23 protein-coding genes are annotated in these 20621 nt (G+C 67.9%); 15 read left to right on the top strand and 8 right to left on the bottom strand.

Going from position 1 to position 20621, the window contains the following annotated elements; all coding sequences use genetic code 11:
- Positions 1 to 71 precede the first annotated feature (71 nt).
- The 3 genes from ACIBCK_RS16810 to ACIBCK_RS16800 all read right to left on the bottom strand — a co-directional run bounded on the left by ACIBCK_RS16810 (position 72) and on the right by ACIBCK_RS16800 (position 3865).
- A complete protein-coding gene (locus tag ACIBCK_RS16810) occupies positions 72 to 1073 on the bottom strand; it encodes a sugar ABC transporter substrate-binding protein (protein ID WP_399391506.1) in 1002 nt (333 codons plus the stop codon).
- 141 nt (positions 1074 to 1214) lie between these two features.
- Positions 1215 to 1964 carry a GntR family transcriptional regulator gene (locus ACIBCK_RS16805; RefSeq protein ID WP_399391504.1) on the bottom strand — a complete coding sequence of 250 codons (750 nt, stop codon included), beginning with the start codon at positions 1962 to 1964 and terminating at the stop codon, positions 1215 to 1217.
- A 212-nt stretch (positions 1965 to 2176) separates the two neighbouring features.
- On the bottom strand, positions 2177 to 3865 hold the full coding sequence (locus ACIBCK_RS16800; RefSeq protein ID WP_399390874.1) for a tyrosine-type recombinase/integrase: 1689 nt from the start codon (positions 3863 to 3865) through the stop codon (positions 2177 to 2179).
- Positions 3866 to 4063: 198 nt separating this feature from the next.
- Between ACIBCK_RS16800 and ACIBCK_RS16795 the strand changes: the two genes are divergently transcribed.
- Positions 4064 to 4249, top strand: coding sequence for a DNA-binding protein (locus tag ACIBCK_RS16795; protein ID WP_399390873.1), 186 nt, complete (start codon positions 4064 to 4066; stop codon positions 4247 to 4249).
- A 319-nt stretch (positions 4250 to 4568) separates the two neighbouring features.
- Positions 4569 to 5471, top strand: coding sequence for a recombinase family protein (locus ACIBCK_RS16790; protein ID WP_399390872.1), 903 nt, complete (start codon positions 4569 to 4571; stop codon positions 5469 to 5471).
- Positions 5472 to 5782: 311 nt separating this feature from the next.
- Here the strand turns inward: ACIBCK_RS16790 and ACIBCK_RS16785 are convergent, their stop codons facing one another.
- Positions 5783 to 6571, bottom strand: coding sequence for a helix-turn-helix domain-containing protein (locus ACIBCK_RS16785; protein WP_399390870.1), 789 nt, complete (start codon positions 6569 to 6571; stop codon positions 5783 to 5785).
- A 347-nt stretch (positions 6572 to 6918) separates the two neighbouring features.
- On the opposite strand from ACIBCK_RS16785, the gene fabG reads away from it, so the two are divergent.
- The 13 genes from fabG (at position 6919) to ACIBCK_RS16720 (ending at position 13260) form a co-directional block, all read left to right on the top strand.
- A complete protein-coding gene (fabG, locus tag ACIBCK_RS16780) occupies positions 6919 to 7650 on the top strand; it encodes a 3-oxoacyl-ACP reductase FabG (RefSeq protein ID WP_399390868.1) in 732 nt (243 codons plus the stop codon).
- Positions 7651 to 8294: 644 nt separating this feature from the next.
- Positions 8295 to 9257 (top strand): ParB/RepB/Spo0J family partition protein, encoded by a 963-nt coding sequence (locus ACIBCK_RS16775; RefSeq protein ID WP_399390866.1) that lies wholly within the window; start codon positions 8295 to 8297, stop codon positions 9255 to 9257.
- A 123-nt stretch (positions 9258 to 9380) separates the two neighbouring features.
- Positions 9381 to 9707, top strand: a complete 327-nt coding sequence (locus tag ACIBCK_RS16770; protein ID WP_399390864.1) for a hypothetical protein — start codon at positions 9381 to 9383, stop codon at positions 9705 to 9707.
- Positions 9704 to 9928, top strand: coding sequence for a hypothetical protein (locus ACIBCK_RS16765; RefSeq protein ID WP_399390862.1), 225 nt, complete (start codon positions 9704 to 9706; stop codon positions 9926 to 9928). Before ACIBCK_RS16770 ends, ACIBCK_RS16765 begins: the two co-directional genes overlap by 4 nt.
- 27 nt (positions 9929 to 9955) lie before the next feature.
- Positions 9956 to 10315 (top strand): hypothetical protein, encoded by a 360-nt coding sequence (locus ACIBCK_RS16760; protein WP_399390860.1) that lies wholly within the window; start codon positions 9956 to 9958, stop codon positions 10313 to 10315.
- A 39-nt stretch (positions 10316 to 10354) separates the two neighbouring features.
- Complete coding sequence (locus ACIBCK_RS16755; protein WP_399390858.1) at positions 10355 to 10645, top strand: hypothetical protein; 291 nt, start codon at positions 10355 to 10357, stop codon at positions 10643 to 10645.
- Positions 10646 to 11056: 411 nt separating this feature from the next.
- Positions 11057 to 11299 carry a hypothetical protein gene (locus ACIBCK_RS16750; protein WP_399390856.1) on the top strand — a complete coding sequence of 81 codons (243 nt, stop codon included), beginning with the start codon at positions 11057 to 11059 and terminating at the stop codon, positions 11297 to 11299.
- A gap of 34 nt (positions 11300 to 11333) precedes the next feature.
- Entirely contained in the window at positions 11334 to 11600 is a 267-nt protein-coding gene (locus ACIBCK_RS16745) for a hypothetical protein (RefSeq protein WP_399390854.1), read from the top strand.
- A 17-nt stretch (positions 11601 to 11617) separates the two neighbouring features.
- Positions 11618 to 11809 (top strand): hypothetical protein, encoded by a 192-nt coding sequence (locus ACIBCK_RS16740; RefSeq protein ID WP_399390852.1) that lies wholly within the window; start codon positions 11618 to 11620, stop codon positions 11807 to 11809.
- A gap of 202 nt (positions 11810 to 12011) precedes the next feature.
- Entirely contained in the window at positions 12012 to 12290 is a 279-nt protein-coding gene (locus ACIBCK_RS16735) for a hypothetical protein (RefSeq protein WP_399390850.1), read from the top strand.
- Entirely contained in the window at positions 12287 to 12607 is a 321-nt protein-coding gene (locus tag ACIBCK_RS16730) for a VRR-NUC domain-containing protein (RefSeq protein ID WP_399390848.1), read from the top strand. Before ACIBCK_RS16735 ends, ACIBCK_RS16730 begins: the two co-directional genes overlap by 4 nt.
- 155 nt (positions 12608 to 12762) lie before the next feature.
- Positions 12763 to 12993, top strand: coding sequence for a hypothetical protein (locus ACIBCK_RS16725; protein ID WP_399390847.1), 231 nt, complete (start codon positions 12763 to 12765; stop codon positions 12991 to 12993).
- Positions 12994 to 13260, top strand: a complete 267-nt coding sequence (locus ACIBCK_RS16720; protein ID WP_399390845.1) for a hypothetical protein — start codon at positions 12994 to 12996, stop codon at positions 13258 to 13260.
- A gap of 140 nt (positions 13261 to 13400) precedes the next feature.
- Here the strand turns inward: ACIBCK_RS16720 and ACIBCK_RS16715 are convergent, their stop codons facing one another.
- Genes ACIBCK_RS16715 through ACIBCK_RS16700 form a run of 4 tightly spaced genes read right to left on the bottom strand, consistent with a single transcriptional unit; the run spans position 13401 to position 20432 of the window.
- Positions 13401 to 14036: a hypothetical protein gene (locus tag ACIBCK_RS16715; RefSeq protein WP_399390843.1), complete on the bottom strand. Its 636-nt coding sequence runs from the start codon at positions 14034 to 14036 to the stop codon at positions 13401 to 13403.
- Between the two features lie 47 nt (positions 14037 to 14083).
- Complete coding sequence (locus ACIBCK_RS16710; protein ID WP_399390841.1) at positions 14084 to 15502, bottom strand: DUF6177 family protein; 1419 nt, start codon at positions 15500 to 15502, stop codon at positions 14084 to 14086.
- Positions 15499 to 19512, bottom strand: a complete 4014-nt coding sequence (gene eccCa, locus ACIBCK_RS16705) for a type VII secretion protein EccCa (RefSeq protein ID WP_399390839.1) — start codon at positions 19510 to 19512, stop codon at positions 15499 to 15501. The genes ACIBCK_RS16710 and eccCa overlap by 4 nt, the downstream gene beginning before the upstream one ends.
- Entirely contained in the window at positions 19509 to 20432 is a 924-nt protein-coding gene (locus ACIBCK_RS16700) for a type VII secretion protein (protein WP_399390837.1), read from the bottom strand. The genes eccCa and ACIBCK_RS16700 overlap by 4 nt, the downstream gene beginning before the upstream one ends.
- Positions 20433 to 20621: the final 189 nt, after the last annotated feature.

The raw sequence follows: 20621 nt of genomic DNA, 5'->3' as shown, positions 1-20621 counted from the left end.
TCCTCGGTGAGGCCGGTCCGGATCCCCGGCCCCAGCCGCCCAAGTATCGACCACGCGGATCACGCATGCGTTCATCGGGTACCGCGGGCGGTGTACTTCTCCAGCTTCGGGACGTCCTTCTCGGTGACGACGGCGGGTCCGGTGAGGACGGGCTTGCCGCCGCCGAGTACGTTCGCGTTGGTCTTGTAGAGCCACAGCTCGTCGATGGCGAGGTAGCCCTGGAGATAGGGCTGCTGGTCGACGGCGAAGCCGACCTCCTTGGCCTTGAGGCGCTTGACGACCTCGGCGTTCAGGTCGAAGGTCGCGACCTCGGCCTTGCTGGCCGCGTCTCCGGCGTCTTCCTTGGCCTTCACCGAAAGGGCGGCGATGGGCGCGCCGAGCGTGACCACCGCGTCGATGTCCTTGGTGGCCTGGAGTTTCGCGCTGATGGACGACTGGGCGTTCGGCGCGTTGGTGCCCTCGACGTTGAGGTTCTCGACCGAGCCCTTGAAGGTCTTCTTGACGCCCGCGCAGCGCTGCTCCAGCGAGACGTTGCCCTGCTCGTGGATGACGCAGAGCACCTTCTTCTTGCCCCGCTTGCCGAGCTCGTCACCGACGGCCTCGCCCGCCACGGACTCGTCCTGGCCGATGTGGCTCAGGGCGCCGAAGTCGGCGGAGAACTCGCCGCCGGAGTTGATCGTGACGACCGGTATCCCCGCGGCTTCCGCCTTGCCGAGCACCGCCTTCATCGCCTCGGGCTTGGCCAGGGTCACGACGATGCCGTCGACCTGCTTGTCGATCGCCGACTGGACGAGCTCCGCCTGACCCTTGGCCTCTTTGTCGTTGGAGTAGAGGAACTCGACGTTGTCCTTGCGGGCCGCCTGCTTGGCACCGCTCTGGACGATGTCCCAGAAGGTGTCGCCCTCACCGGAGTGCGTGACCATCGCGATCTTGAGGCGGGGCGTGCTGACGCCCTTGCCGCCTCCCCCGCCGTCACCCGACTTGTCCTCGTCGTCCTTGCCGCCGGAGCTGCTGCAGCCGGCCGCGAGCGCGATCACCGCTACGAGAGCTGCTGCCGTGCGCGCTGTACGCATGGTGGGACTGCGCATGGTGGGACCACCTCTTCTCCCGGCCGCCCGAATGCGGCTGGGGGAGTTCTAGCGGCGGGCCCGCGGCAGCGTCAATGGCTTTGTCAGAACATTCTGACGACTGTGAGCGAGTTGGAACGTCGAGACCTACGGCCGTACGAGGAGCTGGAACTCGAAGGAGTAGCGCGACGCCCGGTAGATGTGCGAGCCGAACTCGACCGCGCGGCCCGTGTCGTCGAAGGTCGTGCGCTGCATCGTGAGCAGCGGGGCCCCTGCGGGTTCGCCGAGCCGCTCGCCCTCATCGGCGGTGGCGGCGCGGGCGCCCACGGACTGGCGCGCGCTGTGCAGGGTGATGCTCGCACCGCGCATCAGGCGGTAGAGGCCGGTGGCCTCCAGGCGTGCGGTGTCGAGGGCGAGCAGCCCGGACGGGATGTGATTGCGGAGGTAGGCCATGGGCTCGCCGTGGGCCAGGCGGAGCCGCTCCACCACGTGGACCTCGTCGCCCTCCGCGATACCGAGCGCGGCCGCGGTCTCGGCGGACGCGGGTTCGACGGCGTTGCGCAGGACGCGGGTCTCGGGGCGCTGGCCCGCGGCCTCCAGGTCGTCGTAGAGGCTGCTGAGTTCGAGGGGGCGCTTGACCTGGCTGTGCACGACCTGGGTGCCGACGCCTCTGCGGCGCACGAGCAGCCCCTTGTCGACGAGCGACTGGATGGCCTGGCGGACGGTCGGCCGGGAGAGCCCGAGACGGCCGGCGAGCTCGATCTCATTGCCGAGCAGGGTGCCCGGCGTCAGGGCACCACGCTCGATCGCCGCCTCCAGCTGCTGGGACAGCTGGAAGTACAGCGGCACCGGGCTGCTGCGGTCGACGCCGAGCTGGAGCGAGACGGTCGGGTCCACGGCTGGTTTGGCGGCTGATTTGGGCACGTGGCGAGCGTAGTCGCAAGGAATGATGACGGGAAGTTCTGAAGTTCTGTTGTCCGGACAAGCTCTGGACCGCTGTACGGTCCGCGCTCACCTCCCTGACCAGCAACGGAGCATCGAATAGCTCCCTCAGGATGATCTCCATGGGAGCTATTTCGTGGCTCGGGGGACAAGCGGGGGACAGCACGTCAGGCGGCGTCCGATGCCTCAGCTGGGGCCACAGCAGGCAAGACAAGGCGAAGATGAGGGCTGTCTTCACCGCGCTGATCAGGCTCCTTGGCTTCGGGCGCCGTCTGCTCCATCTCTGCCTCTGCGGTAGCAGCAGGTTCCTCATCCATCTCTGTGGCTGCGGCGAAGGGCTCCTCTGGGGTGGGCTGCTCAACTGCGTTGCGGCGCGGCACGAGGTCGACGGGTGCGTTGGCTGCCGCCTGTTCGAACTGCGGCATCAGTGAGGTGTAGGTGTCGGCGGTGAGCTGGTAGCTGCTGTGGCCGAGTAGGGCCTGGATGGCCTTCATGGACAGGCCGGCGGCGAGGCTGAGGGATGCGGCGCAGTGGCGTAGGTCGTGGAGTCGGATGGGTGGCAGGGCGAGGCGTTTGATGAATCGTTCGAAGGCTTGGGAGACGTTGTTGGGGTGCCAGGGGCTTCCGTCGGCTTGGGTGAAGACCTTGCCGGAGTTGATGTAGGGGCCGTACTTGGCGGGGTTGTCGCGGTGTTTTTGTTCCCACTCGGCTTTTTGGGCTTTCTGTACGTCGCGCCAGGCTTTGAGTAGGGCGAAGGTGGCGTGGTCGAGGGTGAGGCTGCGTTTGCCTGCGCGGCTCTTGGGGGTGTCTTCCCATACCTCGTAGGCGGTGTTGGTGGACAGCTGCTCGACAATCCTGGCGGTGCCGTGGGTCATGTCGACTTCGGTCCAGGGCAGGCCTGTCGCTTCGCCGCGGCGTGGGGCGCGGAAGACCATGAGGTGCCACATGATGTACATGGGGTGGTCGGCTGCGGCGTCGAGGAATTCGCCGGTCTGGTCGGGGGTCCACACCATGACGGGGCTGGGCTTTTCGCCGGTGAGTTTCCAGCGGGCGATGCGTTCGTCTGTCCAGACGAGGGCTTCGGGGCGTTGGTACTTGGGGAGGGTGACGTTCTTCGCCCAGTTCTCGGTGATCAGCTTTTCGGTGACCGCGTCGCCGAGGGCTGAGGCAAGGGTGTTCTTGTACTTCTTCTGTGTGGCGGGGCCGGTGTCCTGGCGGGGTTTGGTGCGGGCTTCTTTGAGGGCGGTTTTGGCTGTGTCCCAGCGTTGGCGGAGGTGGCGGGGGCGGGGCGCTGGGGCTTGCTTCCATGCTCGGTAGGCGTCGTCGCATTCGGCTTTGGCCTGCTGGGCTGCGATCCGGTTGGCCTTCTTGACCGTGTTGGACGCCCAGATTTCCTTGAACATGTCCTGGATGTGGCGTTCGCGTAGTTCGCGCATGGTGAGGTGGCCGAGTGCGGGTATGAAGGCGTGGTCGATGGTGATGCGGTAGTCCTCGCGGGTGCCGCGCTTGAGGTCAACGCGCTTGTCGAGCCAGCGGTTGAGATAGGCGGCGACGGTCTCCTTGGAGTCGACGTCGATGCCGTCAGTTGCTTCGTCCCAGAGTTTCTGTGCTGCTTCCTGGGCCTTCTTGGAGGTGGGGAAACCACCTTTGCGGGGTCGGCGGCGTTCGCCGCCTGGGCCGTCGGGGAGGTTGAGGTAGTAGTACCAGGAGCCGTGGTCGCGCTTTTTCAACTGCGGGCACGCTGAGCCGAGTTCTCGGGCTTTGGGTGTGCCGTTCGCGGCGAGGACCGGTTGGCCTTGCTCGTCGAGTTTTGGCTCGGTGCACTTGCATCGGCGGTAGGTGCTGCCGTTGAACACGCGGGGCCCCCTGGTTTGGGCTGGATCGTCCTTACGTGTCCTGATCATGCTGTAGCGAAAGGGGCGCTTCCTTGGGCGCCGTATGATTCCGGTCAGATGGCGCGGGGAAGAGGGATGTGACCACTTTTGTCCTCATCTGTGATGACCGCACAGCGTGCTCGTTCTGAGGGGCGTCGTGGCGGGATGTCGGTGGAGGAAGTGAGGTCTCTGCCCGCTGCGGTGAGTGTGGTGACGGCGGCTCGGGCGCTGGGGATCGGCTCGGACAAGGCGTATGAGTTGATCAAGAGTGGGGCCTTCCCGGCGCAGACGATTCCGTTGGGGCAGACGCAGAAGGTGTCGACGGCGAGCCTGTGGAAGGCCCTGGGGATCGCTTCGGATGTGTAGCCACCTATGCAGCGCGGATATTTGGCGCCTTGCGGACGTCCGGGCCCTTCTTCGTGCCCATTTCGACGGGCACGTAATTGTTGAAGATGGAGGATGACCCGTACAGGTTGCTGTGAGCCGTGCCACACCTTGCAGCGGCGGGTGGGCGCTGGCCTGCAAGTATCGCCTTGGCGCTGGCCAGTTTTCCGGATCTTATGCGTGTTCACCCTGGCCCCCGATATACATTGGCCTATGTCAGGTCTAAGCGGCCCCTAACGTGATGTCGACGCGAAGCGGTCGCAGATGCGAATGATTGATCGGAGTCAGCTGCGTGGGACGGTTGTCGGGCTACGTGCGTGCAGGGGTGGTGCATCAGCAGGAGGCACCGTTGCTGCGGCAGGCCGTCACGCTGCTGTTCGGTGGCACTCCGGAAGCCGAGGCAACGCGGTGGCTGACCAGCAAGGGGATGCTGACCCCGCGGGGCAACGAGTTTCGCCGCGAAGTTTTGCACCGGCTGCTGACCAATCCGCGGCTCGCGGGCCTGGACGAGAACGGTGAGCCGATCGACGGCTGGGATGAGCGGGTCCTGGAACCGGATGTCTTCCTGCGCCTGCAGGAGTTGTTCACGGAACGCAGCGAGAAGCGCGGCAAGCCGCGTGACGCCCACGACTATCTGATGTCGGGCGGGTGCGCCGTGTGTGACGAGTGCACGGAGGGCATGATCGGCAGTCGCGTTCATGCCGAGGCTCCGCCGTCCTACAAGTGTGACGGCTGCGGCAAGACCCGCATCAACGCCGAGAAGCTCGAAGACTTCGTGGCCGAGCACGTCCTGGCCGAGCTGCTGAAGCCGGAGGCGCGTCAGCGGCTTGAGAAGTTGGAGTGTGACATCGAAGCGGAGATCACCCGCTTGAAGGGGCACATCGCGGGTGCTGACGAACGGTTCGCCGGGATCGGCGATCTGTACGGGCGGGGGCTGATGGTGAAGGCCGCCTTCATCGCCGCACAGAAGGCCAGCCAGGAAGACCTGCGGCTCTCCAAGCTGCGGTTGAAGTACCTGGAGCAGATGACCGATCTGCCGATCGGTGACGTGCACGACCTGGTGGCCTGGTGGCGTGCGGCCCCGTTCGCGTCAAGGCGGGGGCTGGTGCTGCTGGAGGTCGAGCATGTGCGGGTCGGGCGGGTCGAGGGTAGCCAGGCTCCGGAGAAGCGGGTTCTGATCGACTGGCGACAGCCGGCCGCCTGAACAACACCGCACTATCCGCCCCGGCTTGTCTGCCAGTTGGTATTCAGGGCGGGCTGCCCAGAGAAGGCGGTCCGCGCTTGAAGCCTGAGTGCACCGAGGCCCGGCCAGCCTCTCCCCCTTGCTGGCCGCTTAGCACCCCTAAACGTCAAGGGGTGACACCCTGCATTGTCGGCGCACCCGTCGCGGGCGGGTGACGGGCCTTCTCCCCGGCCCGCCGGGGCGTCACTCGTCCCCCGCGGCATCACCATGAGCAGTTGGCGTCTGCTGGGTGGAGGACCAATCCACGGCATCGACGTCATGGGACACCGCATCTAAGCGATGTCGCCCGGTGCAACGATCATGAGTCGGGTGTTGTCGCGCAGTCGGGCCAGCGCCACGAACTCGACCTCGGTCTCCTCATGCTGGTGCGGCAGGTAGAGGCGCCGCCTGTCTCCATCAGGGTGGGCGACCGTGGTGACGTCGTCGTCGAGGATTCTGCGGGCGACCGGATCGGCCTGCCTGATGTGATCGCAGACCCCGTTGAGGCGTACGTCGTCCGGGTGTGCCTTGTGGGCCAGGCGCAGCTGTGAGGCCATGGGCTTGGCCCAGGTCTCCTCCCAGTCGATGAGCTGCAGGCGCGCTTCGGGGAAGGTGAGCGCCCAGATCATGACGTTGATGCCGTGCATCATCCACGGGTAGTCGCGGGCCGCGGCCTCGTTGAAGACACGTACGTCCCAGCAGTGGTCGAAGGTGTAGGCGGGGTACTTCTGGCTGTGGACTATGGCCGCGCCTACAGGGTCGATGGTGCTGGCGTCCGCGCGTGGGAGCGGCGGCGGCTCGCTGCCGTTGGCCTCCAGCCACAGGTGTGCGCGTTGCGCACTGTCCAGGCCGAGGACGCGAACGATCCTCTCCAGGAACTCGTCACCGACGTGGTCGAGTACGCCGCGCTCCAGCCTGCCGTACCAGCCTTCGGTTACGCCGGTCAGCTCTGCCAGGCCTCTTTGCGTGAGGCCCTTGCGGTGGCGGGAGCCGTAGCGGGCGGTGAATCCGGGCACGGCGTGCGGGTCGCGCTCTTCGCGCCAGGTCCTGAGCATCCGAGTGATCGGCGGCAGGTTGCACATAAAAGGCAAGACTCCCCTGAGTAAAGAAAAGTAAAAGTATCAGGAGACCTTAACGCAGTTTATACCTTTGTCTGACTTGGGGGTGACTAACCGTCACACCACCTATGCAGGGATCTTTTCGGGCATAACCACTCACAGGGCGGGCAGTAACCCGCACCCGCAGTGTCGGTACTGCTGCTACCGACACCGCCACAACCGGCCTAACAGCACCGAAACGGGGCAAGGTGTGGCACCGCTGCCCAGGGCCATCCCCTTACGGCAGCAGTCCGCCACGCTGCGCCTCCCCCACCTCGTCAGGCCGCCGTGAGCGGACGCCTCATCATCGACGATCCGAGAGGTGTCCAGACATGAGCGTTTTCATCACCGGCGGCAACCGAGGCATTGGGTACGCCATAGCCCAGGAGCTTGCCGAGGCCGGCTTCAACGTGACTGTCACCTATCGCTCCGGGGAGCCGCCCGCGGACTCCTATCAGCCGGGCCAAGAGCACTGCGGGGGCCGTTTCCTCGCCGTTCGCTGCGACGTGACGGACGCCGGACAGGTCGACGCCGCGTTCAAGCAGGCCGAGGCGGAGCACGGCCCCATCACCGCTCTCGTCTCCAATGCGGGCATCACCCGCGACGGGCTCCTGGCCCGTATGAGCGAGGACGACTTCACCGCGGTTCTGGACGCGAACCTGACCGCTGCCTACCGGGTGGCCAAGCGCGCCCTTCCGGGCATGCTGCGCGCCAAGAGCGGCCGCATGGTGTTCATTTCGTCGGCAACCGCGATGCACGGCGAGGCCGGGCAGACCAACTACGCGGCGTCCAAGGCGGGGTTGATCGGGCTTGCCCGGTCGGTCGCCCGTGAGTACGGCTCGCGGAACATCACGGCCAACGTCGTCGCGCCGGGGCTGACCGCGACCGACATGGCCGCCGCTCTGCCCGAGGAGCGCATCAAGGGCCTGCTCGGGCAGATCCCACTCGGCCGTCTGGGGCAGCCACAGGAGATCGCGCGCGCGGTGCGCTTCCTCATTGAGGACGGCTCCTACGTGACGGGCGCGGTCATCCCCGTGGACGGCGGGGCGGGAATGGGGCACTGAGACGGTGATCGGATGCTGCGGCAGCCCTCTTGAGGCTGCGGGGGATGGCGGCGGTGCAGCGAGCGCGAGCAGCTGCACCGCGGATGAAGAGCGGCGGCCTGTCCATGTTGTGCCGGGGCTAGGGGGCGGGAGTGATCGACGCTGAGCGGATCCTGGCGCTGGTCCGGGAGCCGGCCCGCGTGGGCGCAGGCCGGGGACGTGATGCGGAGCGGATGGTGGCGCTGGCCGGGGGCGGGAAGGGATCCACTGCGCCGACGGGTCCGGTGGCTTGGTCGGCGGCACGGTGCGTAACAAGCGCGCACAGCACGGAGGCCCAAGTGCCGGAGGATGGCCGCGACGCGGCGCGGGTGTGTGGGAGATGCCCGATCCGCAGCGGTTGCTTCTCGACCCCGGAGGCGGGTGCGCCTGTACGGGTACGTGCGTGGCGCGAGCGAGTGGACGACCAGTAGACAGGTGACGCCGGTGGGCGCCGAGAACATCTCGGCGCCCACCGGCGTCTTCGCACGTCAACACCCGCATAGAGGAGCGTGGTCGAGGTCACGTTGGCGGGGGATTCCGGGAGTGGACACCCCCTCCATCCATAGTACAATTAACTCAAGAGGTGAGGGAGAAAGAAACCTCACCAGCACCACTTGGAGCCCGACATGCAGCGCGTCCTCAAGATGTCCCAGGTCCACCGCAACCCGCGCCAGCCGCGCGAGCACTTCGACCAGGACGCGCTGAACGAGCTGGCCAAGTCCATCGACAACTACGGCCTCATGCAGGCCATCGAGGTCCGCCCCGACAACGACAAGGGCGGCTACGAGATCGTCGCCGGTGAGCGCCGCTGGCGCGCCCACCAGATCCTCGGCCGCACCAAGATCCGCGTCACCATCACCTCGGAGAAGAACGAACTCCAGCGGTTCAAGCGGTCCATGAGCGAGAACGTCACCCGCGAGGACATGACCCCGTTCGAGGAAGCCCACGGCTACCAGCGGATCCTCGACGAGGAGGAGGACGCGACCATCGAGTCCGTAGCGGCCGACTTCGCCAAGACCACCACCTACGTGAAGCTGCGCCTCGCCCTGCTGGACCTGCGCATCGAGGTCCAGCAGCTCGTACAGGACGGGAAGATCGGCACGCAGGCCGCTGTGCAGATCGCCGCGCTCAACCTCGCCAACCAGGGCTCCGTCCTGAGCAAGTTCGTGCGCGGCGAGTTCGCCTCGGACAACGAGATCGTGCACTTCGCCTACGCGATGAAGCAGCAGCAGGACCAGGCCGTCCTCATGGTCGTCGAGGAGATGACCGAGGAGCAGCGCACCGAGCGCGCCACCGCGCAGAAGAAGACCCGCAGCACGCTCGACAAGATCGAGCAGGTGCGCGGGCTGCTGGACGAGATCGCCCGCACCGAGCCGCTAAAGCTCGCCGAGATCCTCGAAACGCAGGTCGGGGCACGCCTGGAGCAGCTCGACCGGGTCGCTGACTCGCTAACGAAGGCCCGCTTCCAGCTCAAGCAGGCCAAGGCACACGCCGAGGCCAAGTCGCTGGTCACGGTCAACCCCGCGGCCGAAGCCGACAGCAGCACCGAGCAGGCGGACAAGACGGAGCGCGAGCCCGTCGCGGCCTGAACGCCGCAGCCCTGGGGTGCGCGGGCAGACCCCGCCCGCGCACCCCAGCGCCAAAGGCCGGACGCACCGTCCAGCGGCTGGCCCTTCCTTCACTTCACCTACCTCACAGGAGACAGCTCCGTCATGCGCTACACCATGCCCCTCACCCCTGCCCAGGCCGAGCAGCTCGGCCACGACGTCGGCATGATCGTCGCCTTCGCCGCCAGAGCCCTCAACCACACGCACGGCGTGAACATCGACCGCCTCATGCAGGCTTTCACGTCCTCCAATGCCCTGGAGGTCACCGCGGGCCGCTACTTGAAGGCCCTCGAGGAAGGACACCGGCCGGGAGAGGCTGCAGGCCGGGCCGGTACCGCGCTCGTTCTCGACTGGGCGGACGCCGTCCTCGAAGCAAACGGCACGCAGCAGCCGGACACGCTGTCGGCCCCGGCCACCGAGACGACGAAGTGAGCACCGAGGTCGGCACGGACTGGATGGGCATGGGCCGTGCCGACTTCGACGAAGCGGCCCCCAACCAGCTTCCTGTACCGGCAGGGCCCGCACGGATTGCTGCCACACCTGACCGGTTCGGCACCGCTGCTCTCTTCGGTGACCCTGTCCCCGACTCCGGCCCACGCCGGGAGGCCCGTGAGCGGCCGGGCGACGCCGACGGGCAAGAAGAACTGTTCTGACACCCGCATTCCGCAAGGAGCAAGTCCGTGAACGTGAGCACCGAAACGCTGCTCAGCGACGTCCGAAGCGCCCTGCACCAGCGCCGCATCTGGTCCCACTCACCGGAAAAGGACCGCCCGGGCTGGCGCGCCCAGCCCACCCTGCTGGAAGGCATTCCGGCCGTGACCCTGACTTGGCGCGGCGTGAAGGTCCCCGACTACCACGCCCACATGGCCGAGTACAGCGCCGGATCCGTGGCCGCAGGCTGGCTCCGCCACCTCGAGCGCCACCTGGAACGGGACTTCATCGTGGGACGGCTCTACGAGGAGCGCCCCCACACCCGGCCCGGCCGCGCCCTCGCCGCTCTCGTCATCCTCCATCCCGGCGAGAAGCAGACCAGCCGCTGACTCTCACATCTCCTGTACGAGAAAGACGAGGACCCAACCGTGAGCGACCACGCCCCCGACACAATCCGTCAGCTGCTCTCCGAACACCCCGACGACCTCGCCCGCCTGCGCGTGATGACCGACGAGCTCGACGACCGCTATGCGGGTCGCCGCGCACCTGTTCTCTCTCCCGCCCAATACACGGCGTGGGAGTCCGCCCGTCCCGTCGCCGACCGCCAAGCGCACGGCCGCGGCGAGCAGCCGCAGCTCACCGGCGCCTGGTTCCGCCAGGCGCTGGGCCTGTACGCGGTCCATCTGCAGCGGCAACTTGAATGGAACGGCGACCTCTGATGACCGCTACACACTTCGAAGGTGATGCGCCGGCGCGGACGGAACCTGCGCAGGAGGGGTTGTTCGCCCCGTAGGTGAACGAGGCAGGTGGCTCGTGGAGCCCCAGGCAGGTTTCACCGCAGGCGAGTTGTGTGTACCGGAGATCACGTTCCGGGACTGGACAGCCCCATCATGGATAGTAGAATTAACTCAATCGGTGAAGGGGGAACGCCAACACCGACAACCCCCGCGAGGAATCACAGCAATGACCACCATCGAGAAGCACTCGGCGAGCCAGAGGGCCCAGCTGGCCGCCAAGGAGAAGCGGATCAGGGCGATTCAGGACAAGGGTGCGCCGCCTGCGGCGACTGGTAGATACGCCCGCCGAGCCCGCCCGATCACCCGCCACGCCCAGGACCCGAGGAGCCCTCCATGCTGACCCTCTTCACGCCCGCCGAAGCTGTCACCGTGACCGACAGCGTCGCCCCCGAGTGCGACGACTGCGAAGGAAGCGGCGCCGTCACCTACATACACGGGCCGTGCGCGCACACTCGCGAATGCGACACCTGCCACGGCACCGGACGATGCCTGCCCTGCCCCGCATGTACCGACGGCACCAACCCCATCACGGGCGACACCTGCACCACCTGCGATGGCTTCGCAGCACTCACCTGATCCTAAATAGGCCAATACCTAAAAGGAGCGTTCAGTGATCCTCGGCGACTCACTCACTCAGGAAGCCCTGTCAACGGGCAGCAAGACCAACACAACCATCAGCCCCGGCGGCGCGATCCGCCTGGCCGTGACCCTGCCCGACGGCGCGGTCCAGCACTTCGAACGCCCGCCGGCTACCACCTGCGCAGACTGGCGTGCCACCGAGCTCGAAGCTCCGGGTTCGGGCTTCATCTTCAACGAACCCATCACCGAACATTGGGGGCGCGCACTCACCCTTACCGCCCTCAACTCCCTTATCTGAACAGCAAGGAGACTCTCATGGAAGACTTCAAGAGGTACACCGGCGTGACGCTCGCCCAGCCCGCGCCCAAGGGCCTGCTCCGCCCGTTCGGAGAAGTTCGCGGGCACGCCACCGACCCCCTCAGCGGCAAGAGGCTCGTGATGGTGCAGTGGCCCGGTGCACCCAAGCCCCTTCCCTACGAGCCCGACGAACTCGCCATCATCGACTAACCATAAATAGGCCAGTACACATCTTCGTGCTAGATTCTGAGTGATGTCAGGCCCTGGCACGGCCCAACCATCCACCCGACCTCCGGACGGGCAGCGACCCCCCGCGCCCCGCCCGCCCGGAACGGCTCGTCCAATACGAGCCACCCTCCGGCCGGGACCCGCACCCCCTGCGGGTTCCGGCCAACCCATGGAGAAACCAGACATGCCTGCCACGAACACCCACGACGACATGCAGCTCACGAGCCACGACGACGCCCTTCACCAGGCCCTCGTCCTGGAGCAGTACGGCCGCCCGCTCCACGAAATCCTGTGGGAGGAGACCCGGCACCCGCTGCCCGAGCTCCTCAAGGAACGCCACCGCCGCCCTCATCTCCCCGACGCGCCCAAACGGCGTCAGCCGCGGCCCGACCGGGATGCTGCCGCCCACCGCGCAGCCCTCCTCGAAGCCGACACGCCCCGCCGACGCCGGAGTGCCGCGTGACCGAGGAACAGTTCCGCCAGCACGTACGCAAGCTCGCTGCCCTCCGCGGCTGGACCCTCGCTTACCACACCCACAACTCGCAGCGCAGTGACGCCGGATGGCCCGACGAGGTCTACGGACACCCCAGTGCCAAGCGCATCATCTTCGCCGAGTTCAAGGCGGACACCGGCCGGATACGTCCCGCTCAGCGCGACTGGCTCAATCACCTCGCCGCCTGTGGCCTCGAAACCGCACTCTGGCGCCCCAAGGACCTCGACCACATCGTGAACGTCCTAGCCCCAGACGGACCCCGCGCCCAGCTCCCCGACAACTTCTGACAAAGGAAACAGACCCGTGCACGACCACACCAAGCAGCACTCCGAGGTCCCTCCGATGCCCGGCGCCACGTGGTGCAACTCCTGCGACAGTTGGTTCAATCCCATCACCAACACCTGCCGCTGCAACTACCGCTGACCATCCCGGGGAAACCGTCGTGGACCACTCTGCCCGCACGGCCGACCACACAACAGCGCACGCCGCGCCCACCGTCCCGGACCGCGAGCAGAGCACCCCCACGCCGTGCCCCGGCGCCGAGCTGGTCTTCGCCGAAGTCGCACGCCTTGCCAACGAGCTGTGCGAGCACCTTGCCGATAGCCAGTGGCACACAGCAGCCCGCGTCCGGGAGCTCGCCGAGACCGCCCTGTCCACCGCCGGAGAACGCTGAATGCACGCCCTCTTCAAACCCTTGCCCGCGCCGACCCGCAGCCAGGAGGCGCACGACACCGCCCAGGCCCTCCGCGAGCGCCCAGGCGAGTGGGCGCACATCGAAGACCTCGGGAATCTGAACCGGGCAACCAACCTTGCGTACCGCATCCGGACCGGCCGCCACAGTGCCTTCCGCCCAGCCGGCGCATTCGATGCCACCGCCCGCCTCGCCGACGACGGCACGGCCAGCGTCTACGCCTGCTTCAACAGCGCCGCGCGGCGCTAGCTCTTTTTGTGGCGATCACCGCGGCCTGGGGATGATCTGGTACTCGACAGCGCCACCGAGGACACGGCCGCGGGGTTCCGGGGGCTGTTGATCTGCGACAGCGAGAGTGAGGTGCTCTGGCTTGTGAGGCGCGTGGCGTGTCAGACCGACGGATCCGCTCCGGCCTGGGCGGCCTTGCGGATGTGTTCAGCGAGTGTCGTATACCCCACGGGCACGGAGGCCTCACGGACACGTCGCAGCGTAGCCAGTGCGTGGCCCTTGCTGCCTCGGGGCAGAGCCATGAGCTGGGGCCGGCTGAGTACGTGAAAGGTCCACTGCCTGAGATCCAGGGCGTCGTACTCGTCGTGTGTGCGGACGCTGTGGACAGCGAAGACGTAGACGTCGGCCTGGAAGCCGCGCGCCTCTGGCGGAAGGTACTTTCCGGTGGCCGGGTCAACGGGCACTATCTGAGGTACGGCCCACCGGGGGTCCTTGCTGGCCTGAGGTTGTGTCCACGCCTGAACGTAACCGCCTGCCTTAACCTCGATCTTGATGCCGTCGGGAGTCAGGACGTCGTAAGCGTCCCACTCCACGCGGTTCGTGGTCGCGCCCACCGCCCGGGCGACCAAGAATTCTGCCAGGTAGCCACGCAAGGTGTTTGTCCGAAGGTCGGACATGGCGAAGCGCCAGAAGTCCATAACCGCGGCATCTATGCCTTTGAACGCCTCCTCACCGGATAGGGGCGAGGCCGAGGGCGCCTTGATAGGCCCGTCCGGGAGTCTGTCAGGCTCGTGCACTATTCGCCTTTCGAACGGTGATCAAGGACTGCAGACCGGGTGAGTCTCTATGCGTTCTTGAGGTGGGTGATGAGCTGGTCGAGCGTGGTCCAGGCCTGGGCGTCGGTGCCATCACCCAGGAGGTAGTGGAGGGCGGGGTTGCTGGTGGTGCCGAGTTGTGTGGGGCGGAGGCTGAGGGGTGGGCGGCGGGCGTGGGTGAGACCGATGTCGCGTACCTCGGAGGGCCCCAGGGTGAAGGCAGTGGGGATGGGCGGGGCCTCGAACTGCGGGGGGATGGTCAGATCTCGGCGGGCCCGGCGCACGGAGGTGAGCATGGTGGTCAGTCCGTGCTCGGCTGCGAGGGTTTCCGCGAGGGCCTCGACGGTGTCCAGGGGCGGGGTTTCGCACTCGCCGTAGCCGAGGGCAAGGGTGGTGTCCTGGGCGATGCCGGTTTTGGTACGGGTGATGCGGAGGGTGGCGATGGCCGCGCGGTCGGGGTCACCGACGGCCAGGACGTGGGTGGGTTCAGGGGCACGGCCTCGGGCAAGTTCGGTCAACTGGCGGGTGGACCACGGGAGGTTGATGGGCTCGGCGGGGCCCCAACCAGTGGGGGGTGTGCCAGTGAGGCGGTGCCAGGCAGTGTCGAGGGGGCAGCCGAGGACGAGGTCGGCATCCGCTTCGTGGTGGGTGCGGAGGGAGACGATGAGCTGGCGTTCGGTGCCGGCTCCGGGCTGGGTGAAGGGTGTGGCCACGGTGGCCTTGCCCTCGGCGGTGAGGGCCGGCGCGAAAGTGCCGTCCTGCCAGCGCAGGATGGCACCGGAGAGGCCGTCGTAGTAGCCGCAGTCGGGGTGCTGGACCACCCAGCGGTTGGGGGCTCCGGTCAGGGCCGTGCGCAGGGGAAGGCTGAGGCGGGCACGGTGTGGGGTGACGATGTGCAGGGCACGGCCGGATGCCGTGGTCGCGCGCAGGACGTCCGAGAGCCAGGCGGTCAGCGGGATCACCGGACGGTCGGCGATGACGACGGCGGTGGAGTCGGTGAGCACGTCGACGGCGGGCAGGGTGCCCTCGGGAGCGGGATGCGCGGTGACGGCTTCGTCCGCGTCGTCGGGGGTGTGGACCACCTGGGTGGTGGCCGCGGACGGAGGCCAGGTAGCGCCGCCGAGGAGAGTGGTGAGGCGGCCGCAGAGGGATCCTGCGAGGGCTTCGGCTTCGGGGACGGCGGTGGAGGCGCGGGCCTCGGTCCACCAGAACGGGACCTCGGGGATGGGGACTTCAGAGCCAAGGAGGCGCTGAGCCTCGCCCGGAAGGTGAACCAGGAGTGGGGCTTCCACGGAGACGAGGGGGCGGCCGGCGAGGGTGCGGAGCTGGACGACCGCGCCGTCGTGGGCCGTGCCGACGTCGAGGTCGGGGCCGCCCGCGTACAGGCCCGCCAGGAGAGCCCAGGTGTCGGGCATCTTGGGGGTGAGGGCGATGACGTCCTTGGTCACGGGTGTCGTGTCTCTTCCGGTGCTGCGGCGTCTTCGGCCAGGGCGGTTTGGATGAGCTGGTGACGGCGGCCTCGGCGGACGAGGGTGCCGCGTCCTGGTGGTTGGGCGGAGGCGTAGAGGCCGGGGAAGAGCTGGCCCTCGGTGCGGTCGCCGGTCATGAGGAGGGCAGTGGCGCCGGTTTCGCGCAGAGTGGTGAGGAAGGGCTCGTACAGGGCGCGGGAGGATCCGGCGACGCGGCGGCTCACGATGAAGTGCAGGCCGATGTCCTGGGCGGAGGAGATGTAGGGCAGGAAGGCGGCCAGGGGCTGTTGGCCCGCGGTGGTGAGGATGTCGTAGTCGTCGACGAGGATGACGATGCGCGGGCCGGTGAAGGCCGGACCCTCGGCAATCGCGTCCGGGTCGGCGGTCTCCGGCAGGCGCTTGTCCAGTTCGCCCGCGATGCCGGTGGCCAGGGCGGTGGCGAGCTTGGCGTTGTGGGCGTAGCCGCCGCGGTACGGCTCGGGGACGACGCCGCGCAGGCCGCGGCGCGGGTCGAAGACGCCGAAGACCAGCTCCTGATCGCTGTGGCGGTCGATGAGCTGCTGGGTGATCAGCTTGAGCAGGTTGGTCTTGCCGCATTCGTTGTCACCGAGGATCAGCAGGTGCTGGTCTGGTCCGACCAGATCCACTAGCGCCGGGGCGAGGGCATCCTGGTCGACGCCGAGCGGTATGCGCGACGGCTCGGCGGCGAGCGAGGGCAGCTTGGAGGCCGGGAGCACGGTGGGCAGGACGCGCACGGGGGCGGCGAGTTCGCCGTGCCAAGTGGCGCGGATCCTGCTGGCGGCGTCCTCCAAAGCGTCACCGACGCTGCCAGTGGTGGGCTGGCCATCGATACGGGGCAGGGCAGCGTGGGCGAAGAGTTTACCGTCGGTCAGCACGCGGCCCGGGGTCTCGGCGCTCAGCGTCTCGGACAGCTTGCGGTCGACACTCGAGTCGGAGGGGTCGTTCAGGCGCAGCTCGACGCGCGTGCCGAACATCGACTGGGTGGCGATGCGCACGTCGTTCCAGCGCAACATGCCCGCCACGATGTGGATGCCATAGCCGCTGCCACGCTTGAGAAGATCGGCGACGGTGTCGTCAAGGCCCGCGAACTCGTCGCGCAGGGCACCGAATCCGTCGATGAGCAACACTATATCCGTGGAGCCGAGCTCAGTCAGTCGGCCCTGGGCGCGCATGTGGCGCAGCTGGTCGACCGAGTCGATGCCGTACTCGCGGAAGGCTTCCTCGCGGACGGCGAGTTGAGCGCGGACCTCGGCGACGGTACGAGCCGCACGCTCGTGGTCGGCGCGCCCCGCGACGCCGCCGACGTGCGGAAGACCGGCCAACGCGGTCAGGCCGCCGCCAACGAGGTCGAGGCCGTAGACGGCGACCTGATGGGGCGTGTGGGTCAGGGCCAGGGAGAGTGCGAGGGTGCGTAGCAGGGTGGTCTTGCCGGACTGCGGGCCGCCGATGACGGCGGCGTGGCCGCCGGCAACGGTCAGGTCCAGGATCCAGGGCTTCTGCCACTGCTTGGCCGGGTCGTCCAGCACGCCAAGAGGTATTTGCATGGCGCTCGCGCTGGTGGCCAGATGCAGGCCTCGCTCCGAGGCCTGCACGGGCCCGGCGGCGGTATCCAGGGTGATCGCGTCGGGCAGAGGCGGCAGCCAGATGCGGCGGACCGGAGGGGCGGCGGTGCACAGCTGGTCGACCATCGCCGTTAGGACGGTTGGGCCGGTCTCCCGCTCCCGCATCGGGGGCTCTTCCGGCACGCCGGTCTTGGGTTCCCGGCCCGTGTTGAAGACGGGGTAGGCCCAGGCGAGGGGCTCCGCGTCCGCCTGCTCGCGCAGGGCCGGGCCGCGGTGAGCGCCAGAGACATAACCCGCCTTGAAGCGTTCGTAGGTGGAGGTGTCGACCTTGAGGTAGCCGAAGCCCGGCAGCGGCGGCAGTTGGAAGGCGTCCACCGTGTCCAGAACGGTGCGTGACTCGTCGGCGGAGAAGGTGCGCAGGCCCAGCCGGTAGGAGAGGTAGGTCTCCAGGCCCTTGAGCTTGCCGGATTCGATGCGTTGGCTGGAGAGCAGCAGGTGCACGCCGATGGAGCGGCCGATGCGGCCGATGGAGAGGAACAGGTCGATGAAGTCGGGTTTGGCGGTGAGGAGTTCACCGAATTCGTCGATGACGACGAACAGATGAGGCAGCGCCTCCAGCTCGGGCTGCTTCTCGCGCAGGGCGGCATAGTGCCCGATGTCGGCGACGTTCCCGGCATCCTTGAGGACCTGCTGGCGGCGCTTGACCTCCCCCGCCAGGCTGGTGTGGACACGTTCGACGAGCCCAGCCTGGTTCTCCAGGTTGGTGATGACACCGGCGACGTGCGGGAGTTCGGTGAACGGGGCGAAGGTGGCACCACCCTTGTAGTCGACCAAGACCAGGGCCAGATCCTCCGGCGAGTGCGTGGTGACCAGCGCCAGGACAAGGGTGCGCAGCAGCTCGCTCTTCCCGGAGCCGGTAGCGCCCACGCACAACCCGTGCGGCCCCATGCCCAGTTCGGAGGACTCCTTCAGGTCCAGGAGCACCGGCTCGTGCCGGTCGTTGACCCCGATGGGCACCCGAAGGAAGTCCCGCTCGCCGCGCGGCGCCCACAACCGGGCCAGGTCGAGCGCGGCGGGGTCCTCGATGCTCAGCAGGGCTGGAAAGTCCACCGGCCCGGAGACCGGTGTTCCCTCGGCCGCCGACTCGGCTGACAGCCGCAGCGGGGCCAACAGCCGAGCCAGCCCTTCCGCCCCTGCGACGCTCAGTTCATCCGCAGTACCGTTCGCGGCCTGGGTGTGCGGGACGCGCAGATCCTCGACGGCGACCTGGTGGCCGTCGACGGTGATCCGCACGCCCACCTCGTCCGGCTCGTGAACCTGCTCTTCCAGCAGATGCAGCACTGTTACACCCATTTCGGCCAGGCCGACCGCCGCATCGGGCCGCGGAAACTCGACGGCGTTGTTCCCGTACTCATCGCTGAGCACCACGAGCCGGTCAGTAAGTTTCAGCGCGTCCTTGCCGGACAGTCCGCGTCGTACCTCGGCTGCGTACGATGCCCGCCTCCGCAGGTCCGGGCCGAGGAGCCGGGCCAGCTGGGAAAGTGCTGGCGCGATCCGCCTGGCGGCTACCGGGGCAGCTCCCGCTGCCTCGCCCGCCTGGTCACCTAGGACGTGCGGCAACCACTTCGCCCACTCCCACTCGGGAAGCTGGTCTCCGGGCACCCCGAGGGCGATCGCCACATCGTCCGGCGCGTGCGTCACGGCGGCCTGGGTCAACAGCGCACGGGCGACACGCAGCACCCCCTCGCGGTCCCCCACGATGCTGACATTCCCAACCCGGTCGAGCGGCACCGTCAGCGGACAATCCGCCGTCGCGGCAAACCGGGCCTGCAGAGCGCGGGCCTCGTTGAGCATGAACGGATCTGGCGGCGTCAGCACTCCCCCAGCGGAGTTCTGCCCGATCGCCAACTCCTGTACGGGCACGTTCCCGCTTCCCACTCGCACGCGCAGGAAGTCTGCGTCCGCACGTCGGCGCTCCCACAACCTCGCCGGATCACGCACCAAGTCGTACAACGCCAAGGGCGCTGGCGACAGCAGCCGGGCCGTCTCCCGCCGCGCCCGCTCGACGGCACCCAGCTCCTCGCGCTGCTCCTCCAGATACTCCAGATACCGCTCACGCTGCGTACGCCGGGTGCGCTGGGCCTTGCCGCGCTGGGACAGGAACAGCGCGACCGCGCCCAACAGGGCGAAGACGAGGACGATCGCGCCGAGGGCGGCGAACTGGCTGTTGCGGATCACGGTCATCATAACGACCGAGCCCATGACACCGGCCATCGGCAGCAGAGCGGTCGCCGCCGTGCCCATCTTGCCCTCCGGAAGATTGGGCGGCGGTTCGATGGTGCGCGGCTCCGCCGGGGCCAGGGGACGGGTGGAGCGGGCGGGTCGGTGTACAAGATGCTGGGTCATCGCACTCTTACGGCTTTCTGTATCGCCTCCGCGGCCAATCGAACTGCGGCCTCGCGGGAACTCTGGCTGAGCAGGCCGGTGTGGATGGGGCCTCCCTGGGCCAGATGACGGTCATAGGGCAAGGGCACTACCCCCACCCCGGTCTCGCGCAGATGCGCGGTGGCTGCCTTCAGATCAAGCGTCGTATCGGGGGAGTTCGCCGTCAGCGCCACCACGGTGGTGGCCAGGGCGGAGTGGGGCAGCTGAGCCAGCCAGTCCAGGACAATGCGGGTGCCGTTCACGCCCTCCGCTGTCATCGGTGCGACCACCACGCGCGCGTGAGCAGTATCCATCGCGGTTCGGGCCACCTCGCCCGGCAGCGACTCGCAATCCACCACCGTCACCGCGAAATACCGGCGCAGCGCCAGCGTCACCGTCCGGTAGGTACGTATGTCCAACGGGGCACCGACCCGCCCCTGCCCCGCGGGCAACAGCCACCCGCCATCAGCCACCGGCACCAAATAGCCTGTGATGTCGGTGAGTTGCATGGAGGGAGACAGGATCTCCGCCAGATCGGCGCACGCCCACCGCACTGACTCCGCGCCCATCCGCACGGGCAGCGTACCCAGGGCGGCATCGGCCTCCAAGGCGAGCACTGGATCGTGCCGGTAGTGCTGGAACGTGCGCCCCAACAGGGCGGAAACCGTGGACTTGCCCACTCCACCGCGGATGGAAGTGATGGCGATGACCCGACCGGTGGTGACCGGCTGCTGAATCTCACACGCCAACCGTGTCTGCTCGGCGACCTCCTGCCCAGCGGAAGCGGTGAGCCTGCGCAGTGCCCGTCCGGTCCGCCGCACCGCTGAATCCCCGTGTTGCGGAGTACCCAGAGCGCGCGCGAGCCGGGGATCGACGGTCGGCACAGACTCCGGCGCCGGCATGGGGACACGCGGATCGCGGGCGCTGAAGGGCACGGGCGGCGTGGCCTGCGCCGCAGGTGCGGACCGCTCCTGCGGGTGTGCTGGTACTGATGCCTGCGGAGCCGATTGGGGGCTTCCCGGGGCTTCCGAAGCTGCAAGACTCAGCGCGGCAGTGGACTCCGCGGACGCAGTGCCCAACTCCCGTAGTAC

Source organism: Streptomyces sp. NPDC051218 (genome assembly GCF_044455475.1).
Classification (GTDB): Bacteria; Actinomycetota; Actinomycetes; order Streptomycetales; family Streptomycetaceae; genus Streptomyces.
This window is presented reverse-complemented; position numbering and strand designations above follow the sequence as displayed.